Annotated in this window: 22 protein-coding genes; 17 read left to right on the top strand and 5 right to left on the bottom strand. The window is 59.3% G+C overall.

The features are described 5' to 3' along the window. The first annotated feature begins 195 nt into the window (after positions 1-195). The 4 genes from dnaK to HMPREF2708_RS06070 are packed head-to-tail and all read left to right on the top strand — an operon-like array spanning position 196 to position 4293. Positions 196-2037 (top strand): molecular chaperone DnaK, encoded by a 1842-nt coding sequence (gene dnaK / locus HMPREF2708_RS06085; protein WP_070833499.1) that lies wholly within the window; start codon positions 196-198, stop codon positions 2035-2037. A gap of 2 nt (positions 2038-2039) precedes the next feature. Beyond that, positions 2040-2627 (top strand): nucleotide exchange factor GrpE, encoded by a 588-nt coding sequence (grpE, locus tag HMPREF2708_RS06080; RefSeq protein ID WP_070833498.1) that lies wholly within the window; start codon positions 2040-2042, stop codon positions 2625-2627. Between the two features lie 59 nt (positions 2628-2686). Then, complete coding sequence (gene dnaJ / locus HMPREF2708_RS06075) at positions 2687-3883, top strand: molecular chaperone DnaJ (protein WP_070652745.1); 1197 nt, start codon at positions 2687-2689, stop codon at positions 3881-3883. Further along, positions 3883-4293 carry a heat shock protein transcriptional repressor HspR gene (locus HMPREF2708_RS06070; RefSeq protein ID WP_070833497.1) on the top strand — a complete coding sequence of 137 codons (411 nt, stop codon included), beginning with the start codon at positions 3883-3885 and terminating at the stop codon, positions 4291-4293. Before dnaJ ends, HMPREF2708_RS06070 begins: the two co-directional genes overlap by 1 nt. Positions 4294-4401: 108 nt before the next feature. Here the strand turns inward: HMPREF2708_RS06070 and HMPREF2708_RS06065 are convergent, their stop codons facing one another. Beyond that, positions 4402-6036, bottom strand: coding sequence for an alpha/beta hydrolase (locus HMPREF2708_RS06065; RefSeq protein ID WP_070833496.1), 1635 nt, complete (start codon positions 6034-6036; stop codon positions 4402-4404). Continuing rightward, positions 6024-6341, bottom strand: a complete 318-nt coding sequence (locus HMPREF2708_RS10900) for a hypothetical protein (protein WP_083321884.1) — start codon at positions 6339-6341, stop codon at positions 6024-6026. The genes HMPREF2708_RS06065 and HMPREF2708_RS10900 overlap by 13 nt, the downstream gene beginning before the upstream one ends. 143 nt (positions 6342-6484) lie before the next feature. Here HMPREF2708_RS10900 and HMPREF2708_RS06060 point away from each other — a divergent pair, with 143 nt between their 5' ends. After that, positions 6485-7333, top strand: a complete 849-nt coding sequence (locus HMPREF2708_RS06060; RefSeq protein WP_070833495.1) for a nitrilase-related carbon-nitrogen hydrolase — start codon at positions 6485-6487, stop codon at positions 7331-7333. A gap of 99 nt (positions 7334-7432) precedes the next feature. Further along, positions 7433-8050, top strand: a complete 618-nt coding sequence (locus HMPREF2708_RS06055; protein ID WP_038626783.1) for a trimeric intracellular cation channel family protein — start codon at positions 7433-7435, stop codon at positions 8048-8050. A 112-nt stretch (positions 8051-8162) separates the two neighbouring features. Here HMPREF2708_RS06055 and HMPREF2708_RS06050 read toward each other — a convergent pair whose 3' ends face one another. Beyond that, on the bottom strand, positions 8163-9050 hold the full coding sequence (locus HMPREF2708_RS06050; protein WP_070833494.1) for a fructose bisphosphate aldolase: 888 nt from the start codon (positions 9048-9050) through the stop codon (positions 8163-8165). 359 nt (positions 9051-9409) lie between these two features. Here HMPREF2708_RS06050 and clpB point away from each other — a divergent pair, with 359 nt between their 5' ends. The 3 genes from clpB to HMPREF2708_RS06035 all read left to right on the top strand — a co-directional run bounded on the left by clpB (position 9410) and on the right by HMPREF2708_RS06035 (position 14593). Beyond that, positions 9410-11989 (top strand): ATP-dependent chaperone ClpB, encoded by a 2580-nt coding sequence (gene clpB / locus HMPREF2708_RS06045; RefSeq protein ID WP_070833493.1) that lies wholly within the window; start codon positions 9410-9412, stop codon positions 11987-11989. 186 nt (positions 11990-12175) lie between these two features. After that, positions 12176-12823, top strand: a complete 648-nt coding sequence (locus HMPREF2708_RS06040; protein WP_070833492.1) for a GNAT family N-acetyltransferase — start codon at positions 12176-12178, stop codon at positions 12821-12823. Positions 12824-13054: 231 nt separating this feature from the next. Beyond that, positions 13055-14593, top strand: coding sequence for an HNH endonuclease signature motif containing protein (locus HMPREF2708_RS06035; RefSeq protein WP_070833491.1), 1539 nt, complete (start codon positions 13055-13057; stop codon positions 14591-14593). 27 nt (positions 14594-14620) lie between these two features. Here the strand turns inward: HMPREF2708_RS06035 and HMPREF2708_RS06030 are convergent, their stop codons facing one another. Continuing rightward, positions 14621-15412: an SDR family oxidoreductase gene (locus HMPREF2708_RS06030; protein ID WP_070833490.1), complete on the bottom strand. Its 792-nt coding sequence runs from the start codon at positions 15410-15412 to the stop codon at positions 14621-14623. Positions 15413-15567: 155 nt separating this feature from the next. On the opposite strand from HMPREF2708_RS06030, the gene HMPREF2708_RS06025 reads away from it, so the two are divergent. The 8 genes from HMPREF2708_RS06025 (at position 15568) to HMPREF2708_RS05990 (ending at position 24172) form a co-directional block, all read left to right on the top strand. Further along, on the top strand, positions 15568-16398 hold the full coding sequence (locus tag HMPREF2708_RS06025) for a sulfurtransferase (RefSeq protein ID WP_070833489.1): 831 nt from the start codon (positions 15568-15570) through the stop codon (positions 16396-16398). A 205-nt stretch (positions 16399-16603) separates the two neighbouring features. Next, on the top strand, positions 16604-18643 hold the full coding sequence (locus HMPREF2708_RS06020) for a hypothetical protein (RefSeq protein ID WP_070833488.1): 2040 nt from the start codon (positions 16604-16606) through the stop codon (positions 18641-18643). 51 nt (positions 18644-18694) lie between these two features. Next, the gene (gene pyrE / locus HMPREF2708_RS06015; RefSeq protein ID WP_070833487.1) at positions 18695-19255 is read left to right on the top strand and encodes an orotate phosphoribosyltransferase; all 561 of its coding nucleotides are present in this window, start codon (positions 18695-18697) and stop codon (positions 19253-19255) included. Between the two features lie 80 nt (positions 19256-19335). Continuing rightward, complete coding sequence (locus tag HMPREF2708_RS06010) at positions 19336-20181, top strand: lysoplasmalogenase family protein (protein WP_070833486.1); 846 nt, start codon at positions 19336-19338, stop codon at positions 20179-20181. Continuing rightward, positions 20168-20839 (top strand): TrmH family RNA methyltransferase, encoded by a 672-nt coding sequence (locus HMPREF2708_RS06005; protein WP_038626765.1) that lies wholly within the window; start codon positions 20168-20170, stop codon positions 20837-20839. The genes HMPREF2708_RS06010 and HMPREF2708_RS06005 overlap by 14 nt, the downstream gene beginning before the upstream one ends. Positions 20840-20909: 70 nt before the next feature. Next, a complete protein-coding gene (locus HMPREF2708_RS06000; RefSeq protein WP_070833485.1) occupies positions 20910-22127 on the top strand; it encodes a glycoside hydrolase family 76 protein in 1218 nt (405 codons plus the stop codon). Between the two features lie 133 nt (positions 22128-22260). Then, complete coding sequence (locus HMPREF2708_RS05995; protein ID WP_070833484.1) at positions 22261-22671, top strand: DUF3151 domain-containing protein; 411 nt, start codon at positions 22261-22263, stop codon at positions 22669-22671. 97 nt (positions 22672-22768) lie between these two features. Then, positions 22769-24172 carry an FUSC family protein gene (locus HMPREF2708_RS05990; RefSeq protein WP_070833482.1) on the top strand — a complete coding sequence of 468 codons (1404 nt, stop codon included), beginning with the start codon at positions 22769-22771 and terminating at the stop codon, positions 24170-24172. 87 nt (positions 24173-24259) lie between these two features. On the opposite strand, the gene HMPREF2708_RS05985 is transcribed toward HMPREF2708_RS05990, so the two are convergent. Then, positions 24260-24952 carry a DUF1707 SHOCT-like domain-containing protein gene (locus HMPREF2708_RS05985; protein WP_070833480.1) on the bottom strand — a complete coding sequence of 231 codons (693 nt, stop codon included), beginning with the start codon at positions 24950-24952 and terminating at the stop codon, positions 24260-24262. Between the last annotated feature and the right edge of the window lie 135 nt (positions 24953-25087).

Below are 25087 nucleotides of genomic sequence, written 5' to 3'. Positions count from 1 at the left end.
GACCTGCGTTGATGGTAAATCTTCTAGAAAAGTTGAGTCGGGTGGGAATAACTTTGCTGTACAGTCCGTTGCACAGCATGACAAACATTGAGTCGGACACACTCAAGTTTGCTTGACAGATTTTCTACGGCAATGCAGACTTGAGCGCGTAAGACTTAAGGGCAATTCTTTTACTCTTCTAGAAAGGTGTTCATCATGGGACGCGCTGTTGGTATTGACTTGGGTACGACGAACTCCTGTGTCTCCGTCCTCGAGGGCGGCGAGGCTCAGGTGATTGCGAACGCTGAGGGTTCGCGCACCACTCCGTCGGTGGTTGCATTTGCAAAGAATGGTGAGGTTCTGGTTGGCCAGTCCGCTAAGAACCAGGCTGTCACCAACGTTGATCGCACTATTCGTTCGGTCAAGCGCCACATGGGTACTGACTGGAGCATCGAGATCGATGACAAGAAGTACACCCCGCAGGAGATTTCCGCTCGTACGCTGATGAAGCTGAAGCGCGACGCTGAGTCTTACCTGGGCGACGACGTCACTGATGCGGTTATTACCGTTCCGGCTTACTTCAACGACGCCGAGCGTCAGGCAACCAAGGAAGCAGGTCAGATTGCTGGCCTGAACGTTCTGCGCATTGTTAATGAGCCGACTGCTGCTGCACTTGCTTACGGCCTGGAGAAGTCCGACAAGGAGCAGACCATTCTGGTCTTCGACCTCGGTGGCGGTACCTTCGATGTCTCCCTGCTGGAGATTGGCGATGGTGTTGTTGAGGTTCGCGCAACCGCTGGTGACAACAAGCTCGGTGGCGATGACTGGGATCAGCGCATCGTTGACTGGTTGGTTGAGAAGTTCCAGTCCAGCAACGGAATTGACCTGACCAAGGACAAGATGGCTCTGCAGCGTCTGCGTGAGGCTGCTGAGAAGGCCAAGATTGAGCTGTCCTCCTCGCAGCAGGCATCTATCAACCTGCCGTACATCACCGTTGATGCTGACAAGAACCCGCTGTTCCTGGACGAGACCCTGTCTCGTACTGAGTTCCAGCGCATCACCTCCGATCTGCTTGACCGCACTCGTAAGCCTTTCCAGCAGGTTATTTCTGACGCTGATGTTCCGGTTTCCGACATTGACCACGTCGTGCTGGTCGGTGGTTCCACCCGTATGCCGGCAGTCTCTGAGCTGGTCAAGGAACTGACCGGTGGTCGTGAGCCGAACAAGGGCGTTAACCCGGATGAGGTTGTCGCAGTTGGTGCTGCTCTGCAGGCCGGCGTTCTGCGCGGTGAGGTCAAGGACGTGCTGCTGCTCGACGTCACCCCGCTGTCGCTGGGTATTGAGACCAAGGGCGGTGTCATGACCAAGCTGATTGAGCGCAACACCACTATCCCGACCAAGCGTTCGGAGACCTTCACCACTGCTGAAGACAACCAGCCGAGCGTTCAGATTCAGGTCTTCCAGGGTGAGCGTGAGATGGCTGCTGCCAACAAGCTGCTGGGCTCCTTCGAGCTGGGCGGAATCGCTCCGGCACCGCGTGGTGTCCCGCAGATTGAGGTCACCTTCGACATCGACGCCAACGGCATTGTCCACGTCACCGCTAAGGACAAGGGCACTGGTAAGGAAAACACGATCACCATCCAGGACGGCTCCGGCCTCTCCAAGGAGGAGATCGACCAGATGATTAAGGATGCTGAGAAGCACGCTGACGAGGACAAGAAGCGCCGCGAGGAGCAGGAAGTCCGCAACTCGGCTGAGTCCATGGCTTACCAGACCCGCAAGTTCGCATCGGAGAACGAGGACAAGGTCTCCCAGGACATCCGCGACCGCGTTGAAGAGGCTGCCAAGGAAGTCGACGAGGCTCTGAAGGGCTCCGACATCGAGGCCATCAAGTCCGCCGTCGAGAAGCTGTCTACCGAGAGCCAGGAGATGGGTAAGGCTATCTACGAGGCTCAGGCAGCTGAGGGTGCAACCGCAGCCGAGGGTGCTGAGGCCGCTGACGCTGACGACAACGTCGTTGACGCTGAGGTCGTCGACGAGGATGAGAAGGACAAGTAAGAATGACTGACCAGGATCAGGGAAACCAGCCCACCCCGGAGGAGCCGGCCAACCTGGCCGATCAGGTCAACGAGGTCTTCGAGCAGGCCAAGCTTGACGACGACGTGGAGCCGGCGACCGAAAATGCCGCCGGCGACACCGCCGCGGAGGAAGCTGCAGACCCAGTTGCAGCCATCCAGCGTGAGTTGGATGAGCGTACGGACGACCTGCAGCGCCTGTCGGCGGAGTTCGCAAACTACCGTCGTCGAGTTGACCGAGACCGTGAGGCCGAGCGTGTACAGGCAAAGGCAAAGCTGGCCGGAGAACTGCTGGTTTTGGCTGATGACCTCGACCGGGCTGAAGAGCACGGTGACTTGGCAGACGGCACCCCGCTGAAGGCTTTCGCGGATAAGTTCCGCGGTGTGCTGACCGCACAGGGTGTTGAGGAGTTTGGTGCTGCAGGAGAGGAATTCGACCCGGACATCCACGAGGCTGTCCAGGATCTCTCCGAAGGGGATGACAAGGTTCTAGCCAATGTGCTGCGCAAGGGCTACCGCATTAATGACCGTGTCATCCGTACGGCGATGGTAATCATCGGCGATCCGCAGTAGCGGAGACACAAGTGACGCAGATTTCTTTGAATTAGTTTTTTGAAAGGAGGAGATGCACCATGACGCAACGGGAATGGGCAGATAAGGACTATTACGCTGACTTGGGCGTCTCTAAGTCTGCGTCACTCGACGAGATTAAAAAGGCCTACCGCAAGTTAGCCCGGGAGAACCACCCGGATAAGAACCCGGGCAACAAGGCTGCTGAAGATAAGTTCAAGCGAATCTCCGAGGCTTACTCGGTGGTCGGTGACGAGGACAAGCGCCGCGAATACGATGAGCTGCGTGCAGCGCTCGCAGGTGGTTTCCGATTCCCCGGTGCCGCAGGTGCCGGCGGAGCCGGTGCTGCCGGTGGACGTGGATTCGACTTCGACGTGTCGGATCTCTTCGGCGGAGGTGCCGGATTCGGTGGCAATGCTGGTGGTGCAGGTGGCCTAGGTGATTTCCTGGGCGGCTTCGTAAACCGCAATGGTGGTGCTGGTGCTGCCGGGCGGCAGAAGGCCCGCCGTGGTGCGGATGTGGAGACAGAGATTACGCTCGATTTCCGCGAGGCTGCCCAAGGTGTCACCATCCCGCTGCAGCTCACCAACCCGTCGCCATGCACGAACTGCAATGGTTCGGGTGCAGCGCCGGGAACCTCACCGGTGACGTGTACCACCTGTCACGGTTCGGGGTATGTCAAGGAGCAAAAGGGGGCCTTCGGCTTCTCCAGCCCGTGTGCGGACTGTGGTGGCCAGGGAACTCGCATTGAGAATCCCTGCTCGCAGTGTAACGGCACCGGTGTGACCACCCGCCGTCGTACCATCACCGTTCGTGTCCCCGCAGGTGTGGTGGACGGCCAGAAGGTTCGTCTTGCTGGGCAAGGTGAAGCGGGACTGCGGGGGCGTCCGGCCGGTGACCTCTTTGTCACCGTTCATGTTCGCCCGGATGAAGTCTTCACCCGCAGCGGCAATGACCTTGAGGTCACGGTGCCGGTGAGCTTCGGCGAACTCGCACTCGGCGGCACCATTACTGTGCCGACGTTGGGTGACAAGATTCGCGTGCGTGTGCCGGCTGGCACAGCCGATGGCCGAACATTGCGTGTGCGCGGTCGGGGTATCCCAAAGCGCAATGGCACTCCGGGTGATCTGCTAGTGACCGTGCGCGTGAAGGTACCGACCAATTTGGATGACAATGCCACTTCGGCATTGCGCTCCTACGTCGAAGCGGAGCGTGCTAGCGGGTTCAATCCTCGTGAGGGTTGGGCAGGTGCGAAGTAATGTCCGACAACACTGAGGTCTATGTCATATCCGTAGCCGCGAATCTCGCCGGCATGCATGCGCAGACGCTACGTAATTATGACCGACTCGGGTTGGTAACTCCGCAGCGCACCTCCGGCGGAGGTCGGCGCTACACCAAACGCGATGTGGCGCTGCTGCGTGAGATTCAGCGTCTGAGTCAGGAAGACGGCGTCAACCTGGCCGGTATTAAGGCCATCATCGACCTGACTGAGCGGGTGGATTCGCTCGAGCAGGAAAATGCAGAACTGCGAGAGCAGCTCTACCAGGCAAAGGCACAGGCTCGCCGCTCGCGTGGCGAACTGGTTCATGTTCCGCGCTCTACGGCCGTAGTGATGTGGGAGCCACGCACGCGGCGCAGGCACAGAGATGACCGTAGAGGGGAAGGATAACCCACACGGCTGATTGAACGGACTAAGCAGCGTTGGCTGGTTAGTCCGTTTTCTCTTGGACTATTAATTTGGGCCGTGGATTCGTGCTCGTTGAGCTGGGTCAACCGGTCAGCTATCAGTTAGCCACCGGTTGGTCTCGCGGGTGAAAACTTCATCGTCAAAGTAGTGTTCGATGTGTGGGTTGCCCTGGACGTGCCGATACTTTTGAGGAATATCCTGCACGGGGGTGACCATGAATTCAGTCAAGTCCCGCATGGACAGGCCACGCTCACTCAGGTTGAGTGTGTACGCGCCGAAGTCTTTATCCGCCGGGTTTTTCCCATGAATCCCCAGTTCGGCAGGAATACGAATGGGGTCCATCGGGGACGTCGCCACCGCCACACGGTGGCTATTTTCATATTCGGGTCGGGCTGTACCGTCCGGCCTGAGCAGTTTCATGTCGTTTGCACGCTCCAGTCCAGGGCCAACACCTGGCGGAGCTATGAGCAGCACCCTATCCGCGTAGAGGCCACTACCAAGGGAAGCCTGCGAGACCACCGTCGCCCCATAGCTATAGCCGGCGACAATATGCCGCTGAGTAGGAGGCTGGGTTTGGGAATGGGTAGCGGCTTGAGCAGCGGCGTTGCTTGGATTACCGGAGACCTCCTGATTCGAAGTCGTGCCGTGGCTAGTAACACCGCCGGCAATCGCAGTGTCGCCACTATCGACACCACCGGAACGCTCAATCAAACCGGCCTGCAAGTGCTGCAGCCGCTCTGCGGCAAAATTGTGATACTCGGTGCGCATGGCCTTATGGAGGTCGGGTGGTGCGTCGTAGGAAAACAACACCACTGCCACGTCTTCCGGATCTTCACCGGTGGCGTGGATGATCGCAGCTACGCGCTCGAACTGTCTGTTAGCGTCCTCCGCGCTAGAACTGGTGCCAGGGACGAGGGTAATCACAGTCGATGCTCGCTCAACGTCACCGAACGCAATCGCAGAATGTCCAGGCGAGGACTCCAATAGTTGTCCGGGAGGCAGCCCCAAAGCCCGGGCGCGAGCGGACATGGCGGCATCTACCTCAGATAGCGGGCTACTCGAATACGCCCCAGCCAAATCGCTCTCAAATTCCAAGTCCCAACGACTGTCAATCCCTTTGTCGCTAGTGATGCCAGTACCACTGCCAGCTTGCGATGGCTGCAATCTACCCGAGCCGTTAGCTCCGCTTGCCACCATTGGTGAAAGAGCTGAGATTGCGCCCGCCGCCTTCTCATCGAGTCGGTTGAGCTCAGCCAAGGCCGACTGAATCCGAAGCTGCGAGGTTGCACGCCATTCGGCCATGGTGAAAGGCCCGGAAGGAATTTTGGGATGAACGAGGCTGCGCGCAATCGTAGACAGCATGCCCTCCGGCGGAGTCACCGCACCAGAAACCAGATTCACCTGAAACCCCAGGTTGGTTGCCTGGTTTACCGCGTCGGTAAGTTCGCGGATGACGTCGCTAAGCATGGCGGCGGTATCGCTGCAGCAGGCGGCGAGACGTTCGAGCGCGACGCTGCTCCGGCGCAGACGCGTGGAGCTGTCGGTGACGGAAGCCTCGGCGGCGCTGCGGTTGTCGCCGGCGAAGTCATCCTCTGAAAGTACCTCGAGTGCGCCCTGGGAACTGTCGGCGGAATCGGCGAGGGCGCGCGCCCCGGAACGCAGCACCCGGGCGAGAATCTCCAGCGAATCCACACGCCACAGCAGCGCTTCGCCTACCGTGACCATGACGGCTTTTCCAAGGCGGCGGACTGGTCATGCTCATGCGCGAGAGCGCTGACCGCGAGGGCATCGGCAGCCTGCGCAATAACGTCGACGCTTGTGCACGCGGCAAGTAATGATTCTGACCACTTCCCACAAGTAGTGGAGGCAGCGGGGACGATCCGTGAGCCGGGCAGGGCAGAGGTGAGGTCGGCACTTCCCGGGGCAGCTGCGACGATGGTGGAAAGACCATCAATACGAGTGGAAATCTGCTGGTAGGAGCGGCTTAAGGCGGATAGTTGAGCTGGGTTGACTGTGATGTGTTCGGCCATGTTTTTGATTCTGCTGGGTGGCGAAAGGCAGCGGAAGAGCATCTTCAGCGAACTGTGGATAACTCTGAGCGATAGCAACGCAGGACGCCGCGCTGTGGATAACTTCAGGGCGGTCAATCCGGGGTAGTCGGTAGCATTTAGGCATGCGTATTGCATTGGCTCAGTTGGAATTGTCAGCATCGGTTGAAGAGAATCTGGACGCGGTGAAGGTGACTATCGCGCGAGCAGCGCAGGACAACGCCGATTTGGTGGTCTTCCCCGAGGCCACGATGAAGGCGTTCAATTCCGGTCGTCTGGATATCGTGGCGGAGTCCAGCAGCGATAAGTTTGTAGCAGAGGTCTCACAGGCCGCTCACGATGCCGGAATCAGCGTGGTAGTCGGCATGTTCCGCCCGGCAGATGAAGTGGAGCGCGACGGTAAGACGATGCACCGCGTCTTCAATTCGCTGCTCCTGGCTTGGCGTGATGAGGACGGCCCCGGTGTCGAGTTCTACGACAAGCTCCACCTCTTCGACGCTTTCGGGTTTCGCGAATCCGATACCGTCGCGCCGGGCAACGCGCACGTGGTGTGTGATGTCCCGCTTGCCGACGGATCGTCGGTCGCCCTCGGCCTTGCGACATGCTTTGACATCAGGTTTCCGGAGCAATTCATTCAACTGGCCAACCTGGGCGCGGAGGTCATCGCGCTGCCTGCATCGTGGAATGATGGTCCGGGCAAGGTGACGCAGTGGCAGACTCTGGTCTCGGCGCGTGCGCTGGATAGCACTTGTGCGATTGCGGCAGTTGATGCGGCCCGGCCTGGCGGGGCTAAGGCAGCGGGGAAGGATGAGGGGCCAACTGGCGCGGGGCACTCCATGCTGGTCAATGCGGACGGCGGGGTTATTGCCTCGGCGGGCTACAGCCCGCAGTTGCTTGTCGCCGATGTTGATATAGCGGAGGTGGAGCGGATTCGCCGCTCGATTCCGGTGCTGGAGATTCGCGATCAGGGCTAGCTGGGAAGCAATGAAGAGGGCCGAGCCGAGGGGGCGAAGATTGCGGGATATTAGCCTATAGTTCTACCGATTCGGGCGAAGTCCTTTATATTTCTTATCATGCTGCTCCACATCCTCTGGGTCATTGGAATTACGGCCGAAGGCGTCACCGGCGCACTAGCGGCCGGTCGAATGCGCATGGATCTCTTTGGAGTTTCAACAATTGCGTGCATGACTGCTATCGGCGGCGGTACCCTGCGCGATGTCATTCTCGGCCACTATCCGTTGGTGTGGGTTGCAAGCCCGCAATATTTGCTGGTTATCGTCGGTGCAGCACTGATCACGGTGCTGTTGGCCGACTTCCTGATGAAGCACTTCCGAGTCGTGTTCTTGGTCGCTGACGCGATCGGTTTGTCGGCGTTTTCCATCATTGGCGCCCGCGTGGCCATGGAGATGGGGCACGGCGTCATCATCGCTATTGTCGGCGCCGTTCTTACCGGTGCGTTTGGAGGTGTGCTCCGCGACCTGATGTGTGACCGCGTCCCGCTGGTGTTCCAAAAGGAGCTCTATGCCTCCATCGCAGTCGTCGCGGCGACGCTTTACTACGTGCTCGACATGGTTGGCCTGCACGAGAGCATCAACATTATCTGCGCTGTGCTGTCGGCGCTGTTCATTCGACTAGCGGCGCTGTGGCGTGGCTGGTCGCTGCCGGTATTTGACTACCAGGGGCGCGATTAAAAAACTCCCGCACCAAGAAAACCTGGTGCGGGAGTTTTTAGTTGCGCTAGCGGCTACCTAGAGACACCCACAAGCGCAGATGCACAGCGAAGTGCAGATGCACAGCGGACGATTAGGAAATCGAAGCCTCGTAGATGCCCTTGACGGACTCAGCCATGGTTGCGTTGAACTCTTCATCGGACTGCTGAGCGGACAGGCCCTCAGACAGTGCACGGGAGAAGGAAGCAATCATGCCGTGGTTGCGGGACAGGCGCTCGTTGGCGTCCTCGCGCTCGTAGCCACCGGACAGTGCGACAACGCGCATGACCTTCGGGTGCTCAATCAGCGGCTTGTACAGGTCGTCCTTGGTCGGGATGGAAACCTTAATCATGACCTTCTGATCATCCGCCAGGTCATCCAGGCCGGCGAGCAGTTCGCGCAGGACGATGTCCTCAGCCTCTGCCTTGTCAGCGGCGTTGATGTCGACCTCCGGCTCCAGGATCGGAACCAGACCGTGGGACAGAACCTGCTTGCCGAACTCGAACTGCTGAGCAATGTTGGCCTTGATGCCCTCTTCGTTTGCCTCAGCAATGAAGGAACGCATCTTGGTACCGAAGATGCCCTTAGCGACACCGCGCTCCAGCAGCTCATCCAGACCCGGGCACGGCTTCATAAGCTGAACGCCGTTTTCCTTGTCTGCCAGGCCCTTGTCAGTCTTCAGGAACGGGACGATGCCCTTCTTTTCCCACAGGTACTGAGCGGTCGGGATTCCCTCAATGTCGCGATCCATGGTCTGCTCGAAGAGGATGGCGCCAATAATCTGGTCCGAGCTGAAAGACGGGGAGGTGATGATACGAGTACGCATCTGGTGAACCAGGTCGAACATTTCATCTTCGTTCGAGTACTGATCCTCGTTGATGCCGTACAGGCGCAGAGCCTTCGGGGTGGATCCACCGGACTGGTCGAGAGCGGCGATGAAGCCCTTGCCCTCAGTCATCTGACGTGCCTGCTCGATGTTCATTCGAGTCCTTTCGTGAGAATGAAGGAATGTCACCTACTAGGGTAACCAAAACAGTATGAGTGCGCTGCCCGCCCATCACTCACATGGGGGAAGTCGAATCAGGCGGGAGTGTGCTGGTGAGGGCGTCGGGCGGTGTGTTGGAGTGCCTCCGCGCGTGGTTTCTGGAGTTCTCCAACGTTTTCTAGTGCTTTCCGGTGCGCTACTACGCTTAACGACGCTGCCGAGCTCAATCCTTTTTGCTATGGATGTGGTGTGAATCACAGTACGAAATTGTAAAATTTGAAGTTGAGTGGAACAGACTCAAGGCTGAATGCGTTATGGGTAGTGAATGACAAAGTTGAGTCAAAGGGGCGCAAGTTATGAGTTTTACACCAACAACTAAGACTGGAGAAGTTCTCCAGGAAGCTATGAAGGCCGCGACCAGCGCGGGTAACCCAGATATTCGGCCTGGGCACATTCTGGTAGCACTGCTGGAGCAAAAGGAGGGTATTGCGGCTCCGCTGCTTGAGGCAGCGGGCGTTAATCCTTCTGGGGTTTTGACCCGCGCTAAGGAGCTGGTCGCGGGGTACCCGTCGGCAAGCGGGGCGAATATGGCGAACCCGCAGTTTAATAGGGACGCTGTTAATGCGCTGAACGCTGCGGAGGAGCTGGCGGGTGAGCTGGGAGACGAGTATGTCTCCACAGAAATTCTGCTTATCGGTGTAGCAACTGGCCAGTCGGAGGCGGCAAATGTACTGCAATCGGCGGGCGCTACTGCCGAGGCGTTAAAGGGTGCGCTGACTAGCGTGCGTGGATCGAGGAAGGTAACAACGGAGAATCCGGAAGAGCAGTATCAGGCTCTGGAAAAATATGCGACGGATTTAACCGCGCGGGCACGTGAGGGCAAGATTGACCCAGTTATTGGCCGCGATGCAGAGATTCGTCGCGTGGTACAGGTCTTGAGTCGTCGTACCAAGAACAATCCTGTGCTCATTGGTGAGCCGGGCGTTGGTAAGACGGCCATTGTCGAGGGGCTGGCACGACGCATTGTTGCAGGTGATGTGCCGGAATCTCTGAAGGGCAAGACGCTGATGAGCCTGGATCTAGGCTCCATGGTCGCCGGTGCGAAGTACCGCGGTGAGTTCGAGGAGCGCCTGAAGGCGGTTCTGGACGAGATTAAGGAATCCGACGGTCAGATTATTACCTTCATCGATGAGATTCACACCATCGTTGGCGCTGGCGCCACGGGTGATGGCTCGATGGATGCGGGCAACATGATTAAGCCGATGCTGGCTCGTGGTGAGCTCCGCCTGGTCGGTGCGACGACCTTGGATGAGTACCGCAAGTACATCGAGAAGGATGCTGCGCTGGAGCGTCGTTTCCAGCAGGTCTTTGTCGGTGAGCCGAGCGTAGAGGACGCCATTGGTATTCTGCGTGGCCTGAAGGAACGCTATGAGGTCCACCACGGTGTTCGTATCCAGGACTCCGCGCTGGTGGCGGCGGCAACGCTGTCGGATCGCTACATCACATCCCGCTTCCTGCCGGATAAGGCTATCGACCTGGTGGATGAGGCCGCATCGCGTTTGCGTATGGAGATTGACTCCTCGCCGGAGGAAATCGACTCCGCGGAACGTATTGTGCGCCGCCTCGAAATCGAGGAGATGGCCCTGGAGAAGGAAACTGACATCGCGTCGAAGGAGCGTCTGGACAAGCTCCGTGAGGAACTTGCAGATGAGCGCGAGAAGCTCAACGCTCTGAAGACTCGCTGGCAGAACGAGAAGTCCTCGATTGATGATGTTCGCTCCGTTCGCGAAGAACTCGATGCCCTGCGCACTGAGTCCGAAAAGGCCGAGCGCGAAGGTGACTACGGGCGCGTCGCAGAGCTGCGTTACGGGCGTATTCCTGAGTTGGAGAAGAAGCTGGAGGCCGCCGAGGAATCGGTCGCTGACGCAGAGGAAAACTCCATGCTCAAGGAGGAGGTCACGCCTCAGGAAGTCGCTGAGGTTGTCTCCGCCTGGACAGGTATCCCGGCTGGCAAGATGATGCAGGGCGAAACCGAGAAGCTACTGGAAATGGAGCTCAACCTCGGCCGTCGTGTCGTTGGTCAGAATGCCGCTGTGGAGGCTGTCTCCGATGCCGTTCGCCGTTCGCGTGCGGGTGTTGCCGATCCGAACCGTCCGACTGGTTCCTTCCTGTTCCTCGGTCCAACTGGCGTTGGTAAGACGGAGCTGGCTAAGGCGCTGGCGGAGTTCCTCTTCGACGATGAGCGTGCGATGGTTCGCATCGATATGTCCGAGTACGGCGAGAAGCACTCTGTCGCTCGTCTGATTGGTGCCCCTCCCGGATACGTCGGCTACGACGCTGGCGGTCAGCTCACCGAGGCTGTTCGTCGCCGTCCGTACACCGTCGTACTTTTCGACGAGGTTGAGAAGGCTCACCCGGACGTGTTCGATGTGCTCCTGCAGGTGCTCGATGAGGGGCGCCTGACTGATGGTCAGGGTCGAACCGTGGACTTCCGAAACACGATTCTGATTCTGACTTCCAACCTCGGTGCTGGTGGTACGCATGAACAGATCATGGATGCGGTCAAGATGGCCTTCAAGCCGGAGTTCATCAACCGTCTCGACGATGTAGTGATCTTCGATCCGCTGACCTCCGAGCAGCTGCGCGGCATTGTGGACATTCAGGTTCGCAACCTGGCGGAGCGTTTGGCTGCACGTCGTCTGGTGCTGGATGTCTCCGATGGGGCACTGGATTGGCTGGCGGAGCGCGGCTACGATCCGGCCTATGGTGCCCGTCCGCTGCGTCGCCTGGTGCAGAAGGCAATCGGCGATGAGCTGGCACGTCGACTGCTCGCCGGTGACGTTCGCGATGGTGACCGAGTAGAGGTTACGGTTGCTGACGATGGCGAGTCGCTGAAGGTTGTCGGCTATGACGAGGATGGCGCCGCTCGGGTCTAGGGTGCCCAATCTACAGGGCGATACCTGCTCGGCAGGCTGTCTGTTTGTTGGGGCGGTTTGGGAGAGTTTTCTCCTGAACTGTCCCTTTTTTGTGCTTTTGTTGTCCGGGCTTATGTTCCTTGCGACCGATCGTGTGGGCTTGTTGCATTCCGGTCGGTCTGGAGTGCGCCGGTATAGTGCGCAAATATGACTAACTTTCAGTGGCGACCAGCGACAGACTCCGACCGCCCCTTCATTGCCTGGATGGACGAACTAACGGAAACGTTCGGAGATGAAAGTCAGCCACTGCCGGAAGATTATGTAGTGACGAGGCGTAAATACGTCGACCAGTGGGACGCGAGTCAGGGCGGGGTTATCCTTTTCGCCACTTCGCTTGACGACGCTGACGTCGAGTTGCTCAGTGGCGACATGACCCGCACTGACCCTTTTGAACCGAGAGTTTCTCGCGAGGTTACTTACAGTGCAGCCGCCATTAAGGCGGAACGGTTGGAGTGTGGGGATTCGTCGTCAAGCGAAGAGCACGAGGGCTATGAAGTGCCGGTGGGGGCGGCCTGGCTGCGTACGTTTACGAAGGACGATCCGGGGTACGGTTTCGTGGAAAATGGGATTCCTGAGGTAGCGATTGCGCTGCGTCCGGGTGTGGTCGGACGCAGGCTGTCGCAGCCGATGATTGCGGGGCTTCTTGAGTACGCGCGTGAGCTGGGGTACCCGGGGGTTAGTCTGGCTGTCCATGATGCCAACCCGCGGGCGGCGAAAGCTTATGTGAAGGCGGGGTTTGAGCTAGTGGGGCGCTCGAGCTTCCCGGACCACGATGTGATGGTGGTGCGGTTTTAGGCTTTCGGCGTGCAGTTTTTGGTGGGGGACTGCGCGGGTCGGTGGGGTGTTCAGGGCGGATGGTGGGGTATTCAAGGACTGGAAGCGTGGCAGTATTTCGGAAAAAGATTCGAAAAAGTTGGCTGAGGGGTTGTGGTGTGTCGAATGGGTGTGCGATAATGTAGGGGAGGGAAATTAGTTAGTCCATTTGGGGATTCGGATTGCTAGCGTTTTAAAAGGGGGTGGGGAGAAATGTCTACACCATCGGCGCCAAACGGCAGTGGACCGCTTTCGACATCGCAGGTTTTAGATGCGGTTGCACAGTTTGAAGCTCTGTCGACAGTCATCGTGGAGAGCTTCGAAGTACTTGCGCCGGACCATGCGCACGATGCATATAAGTCGATTGAGAAAGCGCGAAAACGACTCGCAGTAATTGATGCGACTTATGTGGAGACCATGAAGGGGCGGATGCCCAGCGCGGAGCATCGAAAGATTGCGTGGCTAGCGCAGGAGATGCGAATCGCGCGAGCAGAAGCGAGGCAGCGTATCAACGTCGTCGGGCGTCTGAGTAGGAATGTTGATCCGTTTGCTCCGGCGAATGAGGATGTGCGAATGCCGAACCTTCGTCAGAAAGTTGAGGAAGGTGTTGTCGGTGCGGATGCTGTTTCAAAGATTGACAAAGCCGTTCGTGAGCTGCCGGCAACGGAGCATGCACAGCTGTCTAAGCTGCTGGACAAGCACATTGCAGATTTAGTGGACAAAATCCGTGTTGATGATCTCAATAAATTGCCGAACCGCCTGCGGGCGATGTTGGGGGTTGATGACCCGTATACGGATGAGGACCGCGCTCGGAAACGAAGCTTAAAAATCGGTGCTCAGGGGCCGGACGGCATGAGCCGGTTGAGCGGTGTGGTTACGCCTTCGTTCGCAGCGGTGCTCAAAAGGCTGCAGGCAGATCATGCGCGCCCTGGCGGGTTGCTCGAGGAAGGTGCTGATGACGAGCGGAATCCGGAGCAGCGTTTCCATGATGCAGTGGAAGCTGCAGTAAACGGGGGTTTTCAACCAGGCGGTGAGCTTCAGCCGGCACGGGGTACGACATCGGTGGTCACCGTCGCGCATATCGCAGATGTGGCAGCGCTAGCTGGAGTCTCCTTGCCTGATGGGAAAGATTTTGTACTTCCTGGATCGGGCAAAGCGGTCTCTGATGCGGGAGTGCGAATTTCCATTAGTCAGGCCGTGCAACAGATGGTTGATAGAAATTCGTTCCTCCAAGTCTTGGGGAATGAGGGGCAGACCTTGTACTTTGGTCGGTCGCGCAGGCTGGGGACTTTGCCGCAGTATCTGGCCCTTCTTGGAGAGGAAGGGTGTTCCTCCGCGCCGGGCATGGGCACACCAGGAGCCATGTGCGATGTTCACCATGTGCAGTCATGGGCATCCGGTGGTGGCACTGACCTGGATAATCTCACGTTGGTGGATCCGGGTACACATCGAAAGATCGATGATGCTCGATGTGATGAAAATGCTTGGTGGACGCTCCGGCCAGATGAGGTGCCGGGGATTCTAGGAACTGACGAAGGAGGCGGGGTTAGCGGGGAGTGCGAGCTGGCCTCTACTGATCGTGTGGTCTGGGTGCCCCCGAAAGACAAAGAAGGGAACCGGAAAGCGGAATCCAATGAGGACCCCGATGCATTCGATAACCCGGGGCGCTGGTTACGTCGTAAAGCGCGAGAGAAACGGGCGGGAGACACAGCGGATGGCAACGGCGAAACGGGGCAGGATCCCGGTGGATAGCCGGATGGGAGGGTGGGGCGCCCTGGCTTAGAGGCCGATTTTCCGCTTCGTAGTCAGCTTTGCGTTAATGAAGCGGTTGAGGAAAGGAGTACCGATACTGGCGGCATAGTACAGCAGTTTCGTCTGCAGGCCGACAGGGAAGTGAACCTTAGTAATCTTGCCCTGTTTGTGGCCGATGCAGTCGACGATTGCGTTGGCGACATCATCTGGTGTGATGCGAATGCCCATGCGCTTGGTGCCGTCAGTGCTGACATTTTTGAGCATAGGGGTGTTGACGTAAAGCGGCCAGACTGCCTTGACATCGATGCCATGGGGTTCCCACTCGACCTCGAGTGCCTCCGTGATGCCGCGAACGGCGAACTTGGTGGCGGAGTAGGTGGCCATGTCTGGGGTGCCGTAGATTGCTGACGCCGAGCAGAGATTGATTACCTGCCCGCGTGAGCCCTTGAGATAAGGGAGAGCTGCGCGGCAGCCGAAGTGGACGCCCTTCACGTTGACATCAATTAGCGCGTTGTCTTGCTCGTAGGATCCCTCCTCGAATGGAGTGCCGTAGAGGATACCGGCGTTGTTGATTAACACATCCAGGCGTCCTGCCCTATCCACGAACTGCTTCAGCGCGTCCTCCCACTGCTGCGGATTGGTGACATCGAGAGTGCCAACGACCGCGTTCTGGTGGTCCGCTGCCCATTCCTGGTCACCAGAGATGTCAAAGACGCCTACGGTGTAGCCACGGGAAAGCAGTTTTTCTGCGGTGGCACGGCCGATTCCACGTCCTGCGCCAGAGATGAAAACGGTCAGTTGTGCAGCAGTTTCAGACATATTCTCAGTTTAGCCGGGCTTGACTGTGCATTATTGTCGGTTTGCAGAACCCGAGCCCCCAAGAGTGTGAGGAATAATCTGAGACCTTCCCAAGCTCCTAGTTTTAATAACGTACATATCGCGCTACCAAGTCAACCGATTTAGAATCCGGGATTATGACAACATCCATCTCGGTACAAGAGCTTCGTGACAAGATTGCCGGCGGCGGTCGCATCGTCGTCGTTGACGCACGCTGGTCGCGCGCTAAAAAACCATATGACTCCTACGCTACGGCTCACATCCCTCTGGCCGTGTTTTGTGATCCCGAGTTGGACCTAGCGGGTGTTCCCAGCCGAGAAGCTGGTCGCAACCCGCTGCCGGATATCGAGCGTGTGCGCGATGCCGTCCGTCGTTGGGGAGTCCGCTCGGAGCATCTGGTGATCGTTTACGACGCGGGCGATGGGCTGTTCGCGTCACGTGCTTGGTGGATTCTGCGCTGGGCGGGTCTGGAGAATGTGCGTGTCCTCACAGGCGGGTTAGCTGCTTGGGAAGCAGATGGAAATGAGACTGCCTTCGGTCCTGGCAATCTGCCGCAGCCTGGAACGATTGCGGTGAGCGAGGGCAATATGCCTGTTGCCAGCCTCGACGACGTACGCACCTGGTCTGAACGCGGAGTTTTGGTGGATGCGCGTGAGCTCAGCCGCTTTGAAGGCCGCAGTGAGCGCGTCGATCTGCAGGCAGGTCACATCCCGGGGGCCGTGAACCTGGCGGCTCGCAGTCTGCAAAATGCCGACGGCTCCTTCCTGCCTGTTGAGCAGCTCCGTGAGCGCTTTGCCTCCGTCGGTATCGAAGCTGGTCGTAATGTAGCGGTCTACTCCGGTTCCGGTCTTCATTCCTCACTGTTCATTCAGGCCATGGAAGAAGCAGGCATTACTGGCGCCTCGCTGTATGTCGGAGGCTGGTCCCAGTGGGCTGGCGATCCGAGCCTGCCTATCGTCCGTTTCTAAGCGGTGCCGGACTCGCATGTGTCCGGGGCGGGGCGACCGCCCCAGGGAACCCCTGATGTGTCGTCCATGTGGCTATTTCCCCTCGCCCTTACGGTCCTAGAGAGTCCTGTACGCTCTCGCCTCGGGCATTGACATTGCGCCAGACGGGGGACGGCATCTTGTCGCTGACCAAATAGAACGGCTTCTGGCTTAAGCTAGGAGATTAATGATTCCCCTAGTATTCACCCTCGCAGCGATCCTCATCATCGCCGCAGTCGCGCTGTTCGTTGTCGACCGCCGCCGTCGCAGCACAAGTGAGACTGCTGTGGCGTCTCCTTCGTCGCCATCGCTTTACGACGAGCCCTCGGACTCCACCGGCGAAGTAACCGGTGTGGCGGCAGAAGATGTTGTGTCCGAACAACCGGATTCTTCAGGGCAAGGCAGCTCTGAGACAGCTTCTGTGGTGAGACCGAATGTCGCAACTGGCGCTGACTCTGAGGTTGTCGCTGAGACTGATGGTGCCGCTGAAGTTGACTCTGAAACTGAGTTTTCGACGACAGAACTGGGGGCTTCAGCTGGGCAAATGACGCCGGCGGAGCCTGAATCTGTCTCGGGGATCGAACCGGCGGCCGCTGCTGAAATGTCCGAAGCAACAGAAAACGCGGGAGCTTCCGAAACATCGGGAACAGCAGCTGACCTGAATGCGGGAACGGACGGGACTCTCCGAAGTGACGCGGAGTCCGGCGCGGAGTTTGGCACAGGGTCTGGCGCGGAGCCAGCCGAGTCAGTGACTGCTGAAGATACTGATACCGTGGATGAGCCCGAGACAGGTTTAGTGGGCGACACCAGTGCCACAGAGGCCAACAGCACCAGCGCTGCTGACGCTCGCACTGGAACTGTTGACGGTACAGAATTCCAGGCTGCGTCGGTCGAAAATACCGAGACCGGCGAAGTGCCGCAATCATCCGATTTTGCGGCGCACGCCCAGGCCGCTCAGGCCACCCAGCCCGCCCAGCCCACAGAGCCCACCCAGCTCGTGCAACCGCAGCGCGCCCAGCAGAAGTCAGTGGCTCCTGTCCGTCGACGTATCAGCGGTCGCCGGGTGCGTCACTTGCGGAAGGCCTGGGCGCAGGAACGTAATTCTGTCTACAACCGTGTGGACCATGAGCTGCCGTCGTACTGGCAGCGCACGCCGGACGGCGATGCCAAAGCCGTGGTCTCCGGATTCGCCTTTGGCCGGGAAATGCACCTCGCCGATGTTGGTGGCATCACCACCATCGCCATCCGCCGCTCTGTATCCAGCGATGAGGTTTTCGAGCTGCGCCGCAGCGGCGGCACGACGCTGCCTCACGTAGCCACCGAAGCCGGCCTGGTAGTCGCAGCTACCGACCCAGAGCTCATTCATCGCATCTTCGACGACCGTGCAACCCGTATGCTTGCCGACGTGCACCCGGCCATTACCCGCATGTGGTCCGAAAACTCCTGGTCCTTGGCTCAGCTGATTGATAATTCAGTGCCAGAGGACTGGGACGGTGCACTGGCATCGCTGTCGGACTTCTCCGACATTGCGCGCAGGTTGCCACCTGCGCAGGGCGAAACTGTCGCTCCGGACACAAATCAGTGGGATCCCACTCGTCTTCAGCTCACCGAGCAGTCCGTCGACTCTGGTTCTTTAATTTCTGATGGAACCGGGCGTGGGCACTTGCAGGCGGTACCAGACCAGCGTCGCAATGGTTCTGCTACCCACGAATCGCAGGATCACACCGCACAGAACGGGCATGCCCAGAGTCACAGCGCTCAGAATAGCAAGGGCGAAGAGCCGCTGGACGTTGAGGAAATTGTTTACGCAGATTCTCCTTCGTCCTCGTCCGCTGCAACCGTGGATGCCACCACGGATGATTCGCAGCGGTCGTCGCAAAGCAATGCACAACCCACGGTGGTGCAGGCGATTGACGGCTCGTCGTGGCGCCCTACGCGGGATATACCGCTTGATCCGACGGCGCTGCCTTCGCGGTCAACGGCACGAAAGATGGGTGCAAACGTTGGTGAGTCGGAGGACTTTGGGGATTCTGGCCAGCAGATTCCTGCGCTTGGCGAGGATCCCGAACATAGCCGGATGCGCTCGAGCCGGGGACGTGTAGTGCGATCAAATGTGAAGCCCGCCAGTATTTTTACCGACGCCGCCCCAGACCTCGACAGCAGCGACGACCCCACCGAATCTGTATCCGGGGACAAAGGCGCAACCCCTGATTCCGCGGACGAGTAGAACCAGACATATCCTTGAGCACACAGTCGTTTATTTAGGAGACAACCTCAGATGAGCACCCACACGAGCAATGTCAATCAGGAGAAGCTGCAGCGTTTGGCCGAGCTGGTCAAGGAGCTGGCGGTTGTCCATGGCAAGGTCACGCTGTCGTCTGGACGTGAGGCTGACTACTACGTTGACCTGCGCCGCGCCACTCTACATCATGAGGCCTCGCGCCTGATTGGTTCCCTGCTACGGGAGCTCACTGCCGACTGGGACTACGCGCACGTCGGTGGTCTGACGCTTGGCGCGGACCCGGTGGCCGCCTCTGTCATGCATGCCGAAGGACGTCCGATTGATGCCTTCGTAGTACGCAAGGAAGCCAAGAAGCACGGCATGCAGCGCCGCATTGAGGGGCCGGACATTGTGGGCAAGAAGGTTCTGGTTGTTGAGGACACCACCACGACGGGCAACTCGCCGCTGACCGCCGTAGCTGCCCTACGCGAGGCCGGTGCCGAGGTTGTCGGTGTAGCCACTGTGGTTGACCGCGCGACGGGTGCCGACGAGGTCATCAAGGCTGAAGGCCTGGAATACCGTTACCTGCTCGGTTTGGATGACTTGGGTCTGGCCTAAGAATCTGAGCGCTAGAGCTTTTACCGAGCCTCACCCAGCTCACCCGCCCCAACGCAGCTCCACGAAAGAGGAACATCCCCATGACCACCAAGCGCGCAGGACTCTTGTCCAAGCTCACTACGACGAAACGTCCCGGTACCAAGGAAACCGTCGCTGACATGTTTGTGCGTCGCACGGGCGAGGGCCTCGGCGCACTCGTCGGTATCGCCAGCGCGAGCGCCGACACCCGCCGTGCCCCAGAACGTGCCGGCTACATCGCCGCCAGTGCGGTCAACGTTGTCTCCAGCGCCTTCGGTTGGGAGACTCCCCGTCGAGTTTCCAAGACTGTCCTCATGCCACTGTTGGCGGCCAATGTTTGGCGCCGTCGCCATGAGACGTCTCGCTTTACGACGACCACCCTGCTCATCGGCCTCGCCGGCGGTTGGTTGGGCGACTTGATTCTCATGCCGAACAAGCCGAACCTGAACCGCGGTTCTGTGCCGTTCGCAGTTAACCAGGTTGCCTACCACGTGCTGCTGTGGCGTGCCGGAGCTCGCATTAGCGCGCTGCGTGCTGCCATTCGCTTCCCACTGTGGGCTGGTTCGGTACCGCTGGTCGGTGCTGTAAAGCCAGAGGCGCTACCCGCTGCTGTTGGCTACGGTCCGCTGCTGGCCGTGACTTCTACACTGGCCGATGACCCGGTACTGCTGGAGGGGGCCGGTGCTGTCGGAACTGATGGGCAGACCGGCCTGCCGATTGCCGATGCCACCTACGGCCTAGGTCACGGTGGCAACCTGTTCCTCATCTCCGACACTCTACTGATGGCTCGAAAGATGTTTGCGGAGGAGGGCGTCGTCGGCAAGCTTCTGAATGCGGCAGTGATGGACACCTACACCGTGGCGCAGTTGTTCCTGGTCGAGGGGCTGTTGGCTCTTGACCGCGCCTGAGCCCGGGAAGGGGCCGACGGAGTGGTTTGAGGCTCGTGTCGGGGTGGGGCCGTGGGAGCAGGAGCACCCGAACGAACCCCGGCCGACCGGCCCAGAATACGATGAGCAGCTTCTGGATGAGGGCGACCGACGCAATGTCGTCGATGCCTACCGCTACTGGACGATGGAGGCTATCGTCGCGGAGCTGGATAAGCGTCGTCATCCGTTGCACATCGCCATCGAGAATTTTGAGAATGACTCCAACATCGGCACCGTGGTACGCACCGCAAATGCCTTCCTGGTAGAGGCCGTGCACATCGTGGGGCGCAAGCGTTGGAATCGTCGCGGCGCGATGGTGACTGACCGCTACCAGCACTTGCTGCACCACGAGACGGTGTCGGAGGTCATTAGCTGGGCGCGCGAGCATGATCTGGCTGTGGTGGCCGTGGACAACGTGCCGGGCTCCGTACCCATCGAAACCGTTGAGTTGCCCGAGCGTTGTCTTTTGCTCTTCGGCCAGGAGGGGCCGGGAGTGACTGAAGAAGCACAGCAGGCGGCGGATTTGACGGTGTCGATTGCCCAATTTGGATCGACGCGTTCGATAAATGCGGGGGTAGCGGCGGGTATTGCCATGCACTCTTGGATTCGTACTCATGCAGATATCACCGCGGCCTGGTAATTGTCTGCTTAGGTGTTTTATTTCGAAAGGCTGTTTTAGAGCTGTTTCGCAGCCGTTTTAAGGAGAGCCAGTGGTTCTAAAAATGTCGCGTCCGGAGGCCGAAACGTGGGCCTATCGCGCGGACGTGGCTGAGCAGGCGATTCGCAACCGTCATGCGGCGAAGCTGTGGGGTCTTCCGGGCACGAATCTGGCAATGGCTTCCTGGCCCGCGCCGCTGCGACATAAGGTCTTCCTCAACTGGCATTACTGGTGGCAGGCGCAGTATCTCGACTGCCTGGTAGACGCAGCCAAGCGCGTGCCCTCTAAGGAGAAGTACCGCGCTATCCGCCAGACCACTCGGGGTATCCGCATTCGCAACCTCACGCTGCTGACCAAGAACAAGTACTACGACGATCGCGCGTGGATGGCACTGGCGCTCGGGCGTGCCGACGCTGTCCTCGGCGCATCGGTGCCCAAGAAGACGACAGCGCGGCTGATTTCATGCTTGGGCGATGGTCGGCAGGAGTCTACGGGTGTGCTGCCGTGGCGTGAGCAGGACCTCTTTTTCAACGTCCCCTCGAACGGTCCTGCAGCCATCGCTCTGGCCCGGGCTGGTCGTATCAAGGAGGCAGAGGAACTTATCGACTGGGTTTACGCCAACCTTTTGGCGGACTCAGGTCTGCTCTACGACGGCATTCGCTTGTCCATGGCAGGTGCCGTGGTGCAGAAGGGCATGTTTACGTACAACCAGGGTGTCATGATTGGCGCTTGCCTCGAAGTGGGGCTTGCGCTTCGGGCGCACGGCCAACGTGAACAGGCGACGAAGTATTTCACGCGCGTGCAAAACCTCATCCACGCGGTGGCAAAGGATTTGGCGACCACCGACAATGTCATCACCGGTGCCGGTGGCGGCGATGGCGGTCTGTTCAACGGCATCCTCGTGCGATATCTCGCCGATGCGGCGGTGCGTTTGCCTGGAGACAATCGCATGAATCGCGCGGCGGCCCGCATTGCTCGCCGACTGGTTCTGGCGTCGGGGGAGAAGTGCTGGTACCACCGCCTCGAGGTCGATGGCCTGCCGCTTTTCCCCGCAGATTGGAACGACAATGCTCAGTTCCCACAGGGCGGTTCGGTTGCGCAATCAGTCGGTGGCGCGGTTCGCGGTTCGGCGATCAAGGAGCGTGACCTCTCTGTCCAGCTGTCGGGTTGGATGCTGATGGAAGCGTGTGCCCGAGTGGCCGATTTTGTTGCGACCAAGCTAGAAAACGGTCAGTCGCTGGACTCGCCAAAACCGAGCTGCCCTGAGTAGCCGCGAGGCCGTAGTTGGTCGCCATCTGGCGCTTGCCGACGCCCGCGCCACCGAGCTGTGGCCAGTCTCGCCAACAGAGAGTCGCATGCCTAGATTCTGCCATCGGCACGTGATGCCTGGCACAATAGGACGCATGAAACTCAATGACATGATGGCTCCTGCGCCCGTGAAGCTCCCCGTTCTTGACGAGGCCGTTGCTGCCCGCAACGGTGGCGCAAGCCCGGAGGCTGTGGTTCGCGCATGCCCGCGCGATTCCCAGGCTTGGGCAGACTTGGCTGAAAGTGCCTTGTCCGAAGGTCAGGAGATTCAGGCCTATGCCTTCGCCCGCACTGGTTACCACCGTGGTCTGGACCTGCTGCGCGGAAACGGCTGGAAGGGGTTCGGAGCGATTCCATGGGAGCACGAGCCTAATCGTGGTGTGCTCCGCGCCTTCGCGGCGTTGGCTAAGGCTGCTAAGGCTATCGGTGAGGATGATGAATTCGATCGCATGATGGCGTTGCTGTGTGACAGTGATGAATCCGCGCTGCCAGAGTTGGGTCTTTAATCGCGCACAGAGATTCAGCGATCACAGAAAAGTGCACAACAGCACACCGGGTACATAAAAAGCGCACAGTTTTTCACATGAGGATGGTGACTTCGGCATGGCTGGCATCGCTGGTGGGGAAGATAAGGATGCCACAGCTGCCAGGAATCTTGAGGACATTGCTCCCGCGCATGTCGGCGACCTCGTCGAAGCTAAGGAAACGCAATTCGTCGAGGATAATCCGCGTCCGGATTTCCAAGATTTTCGCAATACGTACCTACATCCGGCCTCCCGCGCAGCAAACAAGCTGCGTCAGAAAGTGAGGCCCCGCACGCGTTTCCTCCATGCCGTTGCCCGTGTGCGCTCCCGCTGGATGCTTATTGTCCAAGCCACGCTAGCCGCCGGGTTGGCCTACTGGTTCGCGCTTGAGGTACTGGGGCACCCCAACCCATTCTTCGCGCCGATGGCCGCTTTCATCAGCCTCAATGTGATGACCGCAGGTCCTCGCCTGAAGCACTCTGTTGAGTTGGTGCTCGGTGCCTCGCTGGGAGTCGGCATTGGTGATGTGATTATCTCCATCCTCGGCTCGGGTATCTGGCAGCTGACCGTCGGTGTGTTCGTCGCTATGGTCATCGGCGTGTTTGTCGGTCGAGGCCCGCTTGTGGTGAACCAAGCGGCATCTTCAGCCGTGCTCATCGCCACCATTATTCCGCCGGGCACCGCTGGTTCTTATTACCGAATGATCGATGCTCTCGTCGGTGGTGTGGTGGGCATTATTGTGCTCATGGTATTGCCGCGAAGCCCGCTGGCGGGTGCTCGCCGCAAGGTGGCCAAGGTCCTCGACATGGGGGCAGACGTACTTTATGACATCGGCATCGGCATGAAAGAGGGCGACATCGATCGCATCCGCACCGCACTGAGCGTGGTGCGCTCCATGCAGGCGCAGGTCTCGCTGATGGACCGCACCGTTGCCGACGCGGGCGAGCAGGTCCGCATCTCCCCGTTGCTCTGGCGGTCCCGGGATCGAATCCACTCGCTGTCACGCATGGTTCATCCTGTCGACAACGCCATGCGCAACATCCGTGTGCTCGCGCGTCGCGCTATCACAGCCCGCGAAGACCACATCGACTTTTCGCCCGAACTGTGTGGGCTTGTTCTCGGCGTATCTGAAGGCACGCGCCTGGTCAGTCATGTGCTTGACGACGAAGCCGCCGTGCGCCGAATCCCAGAGTGGGGCGAGTTGCCTTTCGAATCCGGCGACAGCGCTATCGCCCAGCTTTCCGAGCAATCCGGAGAGGTCAAGCTTGAAGACGCGGTTCGATACTTGCGTCGTCTAGCGGCGAAAATGCACCCGCGCGTGATCGACGACACAACGTTGTCAGAGCAGGTCGTGTTTGCGCAGTGCCGATCATTGGTGGTGGACCTGTTGCAGGTGTGTGGCCTGTCCAGGCGTTCGGCTGTGGCAACGCTGCCGCCGACGACGCCGTTCCCAGCGATGCCGCCGGAGGTATGGGACGAGTAGCCGGTGAGGAGTGGGCGAGTAGCGGCTCGCTAGGCGTCAGTCGGTTACTGCGGCATGCTCTACTGCCCCGTGCTACTGCAACATGCTCTACTGCGGTACTCGCTTGACCTCGACGCCACCGAAAGCGACAAAGCCGCGCACAATAATCTTCGGAGCCTGTCCGGCGCCAGGAGCGGGTAGGTTGCGTCCCGGCTTTCCAGTAACATCCGTGCCGCCAAAGATGGGAAGCACGTCGACATCAACCTGGTAGTGGTCGGGGACAATGACGTCGACTCCACCGAAGGCGCAGCCAATGTTGACGACAGTGGTTTCCGCGGTCAGGATGGCCTCGCGGAAATCCAAGCCAGTCCCACCGAAGGTCGCCACCGTGGTGTGCGTGGGAGCGCACGTCCAAGGGCCTCTCTTGTCGGTGCCGCCGAAGATACCGATGGAGAGCTTCGAACCAGTTGCCGCGGCGGAGCTATCAATCCGGGCTGGCTGATGATTGTTGGCTGCATTCGGTGCCACTGAATGATGCTCGTCCGGGACGCTGTGCAGGTTCGGGTACAGGTTAGGGTTTGGGTGCGCATGTGGAGTCGGCTCGGCCAGGTTCGCGGGCAGCGACAAGTCCTGTGTCAATGCGGGCAACTCATCAATGTACGTTGCCTTTTGGGCTTTCTCGGTGCGCTCCTGCAGTTCCGCAAAGTCAATCTGACCATCGCGGAATGCCCATTCCAAGCGTTCCAGCGCAGTGTGGCGGGCTTGGTCGCCAGCGCGTAGCCGTGGGGTGTTGTCAGTCATGATGCTGTCCTAACGAGGCAGTGGCGGGCAGTGGCTTTAACACCCAAATGTTATCTGTACTCGAACTATCGCGCAGGCCACTTTCATGCAGGCCACTTTCTCACAGGCAGACCGTGGCTATTGCCCCCCCCCCCC

Source organism: Corynebacterium sp. HMSC073H12, from assembly GCF_001837775.1.
In the GTDB taxonomy this organism is placed as follows: Bacteria; Actinomycetota; Actinomycetes; order Mycobacteriales; family Mycobacteriaceae; genus Corynebacterium; species Corynebacterium amycolatum.
The sequence above is the reverse complement of the archived record's forward strand: the minus strand, read 5'-3'. Positions and strand labels throughout refer to the sequence as shown.

Excerpts from the sequence above, each read along its gene's own strand:
- HMPREF2708_RS06010 (WP_070833486.1), top strand. The coding sequence starts at position 19,336 with ATGACCACCAAGCGCGCAGGACTCTTGTCCAAGCTCACTACGACGAAA.
- HMPREF2708_RS06030 (WP_070833490.1), bottom strand. The coding sequence starts at position 15,412 with ATGTCTGAAACTGCTGCACAACTGACCGTTTTCATCTCTGGCGCAGGA.
- HMPREF2708_RS06040 (WP_070833492.1), top strand. The coding sequence starts at position 12,176 with ATGACTAACTTTCAGTGGCGACCAGCGACAGACTCCGACCGCCCCTTC.
- HMPREF2708_RS06070 (WP_070833497.1), top strand. The coding sequence starts at position 3,883 with ATGTCCGACAACACTGAGGTCTATGTCATATCCGTAGCCGCGAATCTC.
- HMPREF2708_RS06025 (WP_070833489.1), top strand. The coding sequence starts at position 15,568 with ATGACAACATCCATCTCGGTACAAGAGCTTCGTGACAAGATTGCCGGC.
- dnaJ (WP_070652745.1), top strand. The coding sequence starts at position 2,687 with ATGACGCAACGGGAATGGGCAGATAAGGACTATTACGCTGACTTGGGC.
- HMPREF2708_RS06020 (WP_070833488.1), top strand. The coding sequence starts at position 16,604 with ATGATTCCCCTAGTATTCACCCTCGCAGCGATCCTCATCATCGCCGCA.
- HMPREF2708_RS06065 (WP_070833496.1), bottom strand. The coding sequence starts at position 6,036 with ATGGTCACGGTAGGCGAAGCGCTGCTGTGGCGTGTGGATTCGCTGGAG.
- HMPREF2708_RS06060 (WP_070833495.1), top strand. The coding sequence starts at position 6,485 with ATGCGTATTGCATTGGCTCAGTTGGAATTGTCAGCATCGGTTGAAGAG.
- HMPREF2708_RS05995 (WP_070833484.1), top strand. The coding sequence starts at position 22,261 with ATGAAACTCAATGACATGATGGCTCCTGCGCCCGTGAAGCTCCCCGTT.
- dnaK (WP_070833499.1), top strand. The coding sequence starts at position 196 with ATGGGACGCGCTGTTGGTATTGACTTGGGTACGACGAACTCCTGTGTC.
- grpE (WP_070833498.1), top strand. The coding sequence starts at position 2,040 with ATGACTGACCAGGATCAGGGAAACCAGCCCACCCCGGAGGAGCCGGCC.
- HMPREF2708_RS06035 (WP_070833491.1), top strand. The coding sequence starts at position 13,055 with ATGTCTACACCATCGGCGCCAAACGGCAGTGGACCGCTTTCGACATCG.
- HMPREF2708_RS06050 (WP_070833494.1), bottom strand. The coding sequence starts at position 9,050 with ATGAACATCGAGCAGGCACGTCAGATGACTGAGGGCAAGGGCTTCATC.
- HMPREF2708_RS06055 (WP_038626783.1), top strand. The coding sequence starts at position 7,433 with ATGCTGCTCCACATCCTCTGGGTCATTGGAATTACGGCCGAAGGCGTC.
- HMPREF2708_RS05985 (WP_070833480.1), bottom strand. The coding sequence starts at position 24,952 with ATGACTGACAACACCCCACGGCTACGCGCTGGCGACCAAGCCCGCCAC.
- pyrE (WP_070833487.1), top strand. The coding sequence starts at position 18,695 with ATGAGCACCCACACGAGCAATGTCAATCAGGAGAAGCTGCAGCGTTTG.
- clpB (WP_070833493.1), top strand. The coding sequence starts at position 9,410 with ATGAGTTTTACACCAACAACTAAGACTGGAGAAGTTCTCCAGGAAGCT.
- HMPREF2708_RS10900 (WP_083321884.1), bottom strand. The coding sequence starts at position 6,341 with ATGGCCGAACACATCACAGTCAACCCAGCTCAACTATCCGCCTTAAGC.
- HMPREF2708_RS05990 (WP_070833482.1), top strand. The coding sequence starts at position 22,769 with ATGGCTGGCATCGCTGGTGGGGAAGATAAGGATGCCACAGCTGCCAGG.